The sequence below is a fragment of the Kribbella sp. NPDC050124 genome, from assembly GCF_044460355.1.
Taxonomy (GTDB): Bacteria; Actinomycetota; Actinomycetes; order Propionibacteriales; family Kribbellaceae; genus Kribbella.
Map to the genome: position 1 here is coordinate 1 of NZ_JBITJU010000063.1, position 5,169 is coordinate 5,169.

A 5,169-nucleotide genomic window follows, 5' to 3' on the forward strand; every position below is an offset into this window, starting at 1 on the left:
CTGCGACCGGGTTTTTCGTTCCCCGGCGCGAGAAGAACATTAGCCCATCTCCCCCGAAGTTGAAAAATCGGGGTCCCCGCATCGTCGACCCACCGTCATCAGCCGGTCACCTGTGGACAGGCTGATCGACGCGAATCGCCTTAGGACTAAGGTGTTCTGCGGAAGGAGCACCAATGCGTATCTGGCTGAACGGCACCCTGCAGGACGACGAAGCGGTCGTCTCGCCACTGGACCATGGGCTGACCACGGGCGACGGGGTGTTCGAGACGATCAAGATCGTCGACGGGCGCCCGTTCGCGGTGACCCGGCACCTGCAGCGACTGGTCCGGTCGGCGGTCGGCCTCGGCTTGCCGGAGCCGGATGTCGCCCAGGTCGAGCAGGGCATCGCGACCGTCGTGAAGGCCGATCCGGACATCGCGTTCGGCCGGCTCCGGATCACGTACACCGGTGGTGTCTCCCCGCTGTCATCCGATCGCGGTACGTCGGGCCCGACGATCGTGGTCGCGTCCGACCCGATCAAGCGCCCCGGCCCGGTCTCGGCGATCGTCACGGTCCCCTGGGTCCGCAATGAACGGAGCGCGGTGGCCGGCCTCAAGACGACGTCGTACGCCGAGAACGTCCGCGCTCTCGCGTACGCCAAGGAGCGCGGCGCGAGCGAGGCGATCTTCGCCAACACGGTGGGCAACCTGGCCGAGGGCACCGGCGCCAACATCTTCTGCGTGTACGACGGCGAGCTCGTCACCCCGACGCTCGAGTCCGGCGCACTAGCCGGCGTCACCCGCGCGCTGGTCCTCGAGTGGTACGGCGCCACCGAGCGCGACGTACCGCTGGCACAACTCTTCGACGCTGACGAGATCTTCCTCACCTCGACCACTCGCGACGTCCAGGCAATCCACCGCGTCGACGACCGCGAGCTCCCAGCCCCGGGCCCCATCACCGCCGAAGTGGCGCAGGTCTTCGCCGAGCGCTCAGCCAAGGACCCGAACCCGTAGAGGTCAACAGACCCGCGGCGCAGACGAACACCCCAAAGCAGCACCCGGCGCCCGATCCAGTTGGCGCGTGACGGCGTCATCGCGTGATCCGGCCGGCACCCGATCCAGTTGGCGCGTGATCCGGTCGGCGCCCGATGCGGTTGGCGCGTGACGGGGTCGGCGCGTGATGCGGTTAGCGTTCGGGTCCGCCGATGGTCCCGCTCGACGGGTTCGCATCAGCCCGAGCTGCGGGCGGGTCGGCGGGTTCGCCGTACTGCAGGCTGCTGCTGAGCGCAGTAGCAGAACAGCTCTCCGCCTGGTGCACGGAGAGCTGTGGGCCGGTTATTCGCCTGAGGCTTTGCGGCGTTCGCGGTAGGCGGCGACGTGCAGGCGGTTGCCGCAGGTGCGGGCATCGCAGTACCGCTTCGAACGGTTCCGCGACAGATCGATCAGGGCGTCGTCACAGTCCGGTGCTTCGCAGCGACGGAGCCGTTCGCGTTCGCCGGCCGAGATCACCTGGGCAAGCGCGATCCCGCACTCCACCGTGATCCGGCACGCCAGCGACGCGCCGTCTCGCGAGTAGTGGATGTGCCACGGGTGCCCGTCGTGGTTCGTCAACCGCGGCGTCGTCGTACCGCGGGCGACGATCGCGTTGATCATCGCCGCCGCCGTGGCGTCGGATTCCGTGGTGAAGACCGGTGCGAACAACGGCCGCAGGTCCCGGACCTCGGCCAGGTCCTTCTCCGTCAGCGTGCCGACCGCACTGAACTCGCGCTCCTGGACGAACTTCTCCAGTTCCTCGAGCGATTCCATGGTGTCGACCTGGCTGTTCGGCCCGGGCAGCGTGTTCACCAGCCGGACCAGCGTGCCGAGCGCCTGCTCGGTGTCGTGCGAGAAAGTCACAATCACGTCTCCAACGCGACGGGGTCTCCGTCTTGCAGCAAGAGTAGCCCGCCCCGATTAGATCGTCGCTGACATCATGCGCTATGGTTTCACCCGCAAGGCACCACAAGGCAACACCAGCAACACCAGAACGGGCGATTGGCGCAGTGGTAGCGCGCTTCGTTCACACCGAAGAGGTCACTGGTTCGAACCCAGTATCGCCCACGAAGGCGAGAGGCGACTCGTGTCCGCGGAAAGCGCGGACCGGGTCGCCTTCGTCGTTTTGTGCGGCTGCGCTTCGCTTGCCGCGAGCGGGGGCTCCGCCACCCGCACCCCTTGCGCCTTCGCTTCGCTCGGCTCCCTGGCTGGGCGCCGATGTTGGCTGACCGGCGCGGGTTGCTCGCCGGGGATTGCTAGCCGGCGCGGGTTGCGCGCCGCGGTCTGCTGACGGGCGGGGTTCTCGGGGTTCGTTGAGCGCCTCGGGTGGTGTGGGCAGTGCTCTCCAACTGCGTGCGTGCTTTCTCGTCGTGCGCTGACTCGACCGGCGTGTGGTCTCGCCGTTGCGTGCTGGGTGGAGCGATCGCGGGACGGGCGCCTGACCGGGCGTGGCGTTCGGATTGTCGTGCGCGGTCACGGCGGGGCCGAGTCGCGCCCGACGTACGCCTACGCGTTGTTCAGTTGGTTGAGGTGGTCGGGGGTGAGGGCGAGGGTGGTGGCTGTTAGGGCTTCTTCTAGTTGGGGGAGGGTGGAGGCGCCGAAGAGGGGGATTAGGGGTTGGGGGTGGTGGAGGAGCCAGGACAGGACTAGTTGGTTGGGGGTGGCGTTGAGGGATTGGGAAAGGTGGCGGAGGGTTTCGAAGCGGGTGTAGGCGGTGGGGTGGGCGTAGCCGCGGGAGGCGGGGAAGGGGCGGTTCAGGTGGGCGTAGGAGCCTGAGAGGAGTGGCGAGTAGGCGACTAGGGCCATTTCGGGGTGTTCGGTTAGGTAGTCGAGGTGTTCTAGGCCGGCGTGGGTGTAGTGGGGGCTGCCTAGGCGTTCGATGCCTTGTAGGGCTGGTGGGTTGGGCCAGAGGTAGGTGTGGTGTTGCTGTACGACGGAGTACTGAGCGACCCCCTGGTTGGCGGCCAACTGGCGGGCGCGGTCTAGGCGCCAGCTGGTGGTGTTGCTGCAGCCGATGAGGTCCACGACTCCCTCGGCAGCCAGGCGGCCGAAGGTGGCTACGGTTTCTTCGAGTGGGGTACGGCGGTCGTCGATGTGGGCGTAGTACAGGTCGATCCGGTCGACGCCCAGCCGGTCCAGGCTGCCCTTGACGGCGGACTCGATCGCGGTCGCGCTGAGCCCTTCCCAGTGTTCGTCGTCGGGACTGCCGGGGCGGGTCGACTTGGCGCCGACCTTCGTCGCGATGACCAGCTCGTCGCGATTGCCGCGCGACTTCATCCAGCGGCCTAGCAGTTCCTCACTCTCGCCGCCTCTGCCGTGCCATTGGTTGTAGTTGTTGGACGTGTCGATGAACGTCCCGCCGGCCTCGACGAAACGGTCGAGAATTGCGAATGCGGTTTCCGGATCCGTTGTACTGCCGAAGTTCATCGCGCCCAGGCACAAGGCGCTGACTTCCCGGCGGTTGCCAATGGTTCGGTACAACATGGAGTGCTCCCTCGAACAGTGGATTCATTTCACCCTGCCTGCTAGAGCGCACTCCAGGTCAAGCGTCAGACGAGCCAGGCGCCGTCGTCCATCAAGGTGCGGTTCGAGAGCTCGTCGACCTCACGCCAGGCCAGGATTCTGGTCGGGGTCAGGCGGAAGAAGGGGTACGGCGACTTGAGTCCCCGCGGATCGAATCCGGCCTTCGCCGCGAACGCATCACCCTCGGACTCGGCCAGCGCCCCCGACTGCAGGATCTCGGCGGTGGCGGTGATGTGGACGACGTCCCGGGTGTGGCCGAGGGTCAGTTGGGCGGTGGCGTTCGCCCGGAGGTTCTTGGCGGTGGGGTTGCCGGCCGCCGTGGACAGCAGGAGAGTCGAACCGTCCCATAGGAACGACAACGGCATCAGGTACGGCGCGCCGTCCGCCGACGCCGTCGCGACCCAGAGATCGACGTCCTCCTCGAGCCTGCGCAGCGTGTCCTGTTTCCGCACCGACAGCGGACGGGCCGGCTCTGTCATTGTCGTCTCCTCTGGGGTCGTGGGCTGCAGTGTCACATGTACGGCGGATTCTCCGTCAGACCCATGACGGAGCCGGGCCGCGGACTGTGACCAGCGAGAGGGATGTGGTGGAGATGAGTGAGCACGACTGGCTGGCAGCCCGGTTCGAGGAGAATCGGGACCACCTCCGCGCGGTCGCGTACCGGATCCTGGGCTCCGCTCCCGAGGCCGAGGATGCGGTCCAGGAGACCTGGATCCGGCTCAGCCGCTCCGACGCCGGCGAGATCGAGAACCTCGGCGGCTGGCTGACCACAGTTGTCGGTCGCATCTGCCTGGACATGCTCCGGCTGCGGCGCGGCCACCCCGAACAGCCGGTCGGCGACCACTCCCCCGTGCTGGCCGACGGCGCCGTACCCGATCCGGAAATCGAAGCAGTGCAGGCGGACTCGGTCGGTCTCGCGTTGCTCGTCGTACTGGAGACGTTGACGCCGGCCGAACGGCTGGCGTTTGTACTGCACGACATGTTCGCGGTGCCGTTCGAGGAGATAGCGCCGATCCTGGGCAAGTCGCCGGCGGCCGCGCGGCAATTGGCGAGCCGGGCGCGACGACGGGTGCAAGGTACGCCGGAACCGCTCGAGGCGGATGCGAACCGGCAGAAGGAACTCGTCACCGCGTTCCTCGCCGCTTCGCGGGGCGGGGACTTCGAGGCGCTGCTCGCCGTACTGGATCCGAATGTGGAACTGCATGCCGACGAAGCGGTCCTGGCGCGGGGTGCGAGCCGCCTGCGGGGCGCGGCTGCGGTTGCCGAGTCGTTCTCCGGCCGGGCGGCTGGTGCCCGGCTCATGCTGGTCGACGGGCTGCCCGGCGCGGTGTGGTCGCTGCATGGCGAGCCGCAGGTCGTCTTCAACTTCACCATCGCGGACGGCCGGATCACGGCGATCGAGCTGCTGGGCGATCCGGAGTACCTGGAGGGTGTCGAACTGGCCCCGATGCAGGCCTGAGCGGCGGTACGTCGTACTGCTGCCAGCAACTGCTTGACCGGTGGGGCTGGTGTTACTCGTGTGACAAAATCCACGCTCGGACGGTCCGGATCGCGACACCCTGGAATCTGGTTTTTGCGAACGGGAAAAGTGCGCTACTGTTCTGCTCTCGCACCGAGCAGGAACAAGCCGGAGCGA

At 67.4% G+C, this 5,169-nt stretch carries 5 protein-coding genes and 1 tRNA gene; 3 read left to right on the top strand and 3 right to left on the bottom strand.

Annotated features, from left to right (window positions below):
* Nucleotides 1-173 precede the first annotated feature (173 nt).
* Nucleotides 174-992 carry an aminotransferase class IV gene (locus tag ACIBL3_RS47140; protein ID WP_396360604.1) on the top strand — a complete coding sequence of 273 codons (819 nt, stop codon included), beginning with the start codon at nt 174-176 and terminating at the stop codon, nt 990-992.
* 321 nt (nt 993-1,313) lie between these two features.
* Here ACIBL3_RS47140 and ACIBL3_RS47145 read toward each other — a convergent pair whose 3' ends face one another.
* Nucleotides 1,314-1,880 carry a CGNR zinc finger domain-containing protein gene (locus tag ACIBL3_RS47145; RefSeq protein ID WP_396360605.1) on the bottom strand — a complete coding sequence of 189 codons (567 nt, stop codon included), beginning with the start codon at nt 1,878-1,880 and terminating at the stop codon, nt 1,314-1,316.
* A 126-nt stretch (nt 1,881-2,006) separates the two neighbouring features.
* Here ACIBL3_RS47145 and ACIBL3_RS47150 point away from each other — a divergent pair.
* A tRNA-Val gene (locus tag ACIBL3_RS47150) sits at nt 2,007-2,078 on the top strand.
* 438 nt (nt 2,079-2,516) lie between these two features.
* Here the strand turns inward: ACIBL3_RS47150 and ACIBL3_RS47155 are convergent.
* A complete protein-coding gene (locus ACIBL3_RS47155) occupies nt 2,517-3,494 on the bottom strand; it encodes an aldo/keto reductase (protein ID WP_396360606.1) in 978 nt (325 codons plus the stop codon).
* A gap of 65 nt (nt 3,495-3,559) precedes the next feature.
* The gene (locus ACIBL3_RS47160; RefSeq protein WP_396360607.1) at nt 3,560-4,012 is read right to left on the bottom strand and encodes a pyridoxamine 5'-phosphate oxidase family protein; all 453 of its coding nucleotides are present in this window, start codon (nt 4,010-4,012) and stop codon (nt 3,560-3,562) included.
* A 113-nt stretch (nt 4,013-4,125) separates the two neighbouring features.
* Between ACIBL3_RS47160 and ACIBL3_RS47165 the strand changes: the two genes are divergently transcribed.
* Nucleotides 4,126-4,992: a sigma-70 family RNA polymerase sigma factor gene (locus ACIBL3_RS47165; RefSeq protein WP_396360608.1), complete on the top strand. Its 867-nt coding sequence runs from the start codon at nt 4,126-4,128 to the stop codon at nt 4,990-4,992.
* Nucleotides 4,993-5,169 lie beyond the last annotated feature (177 nt).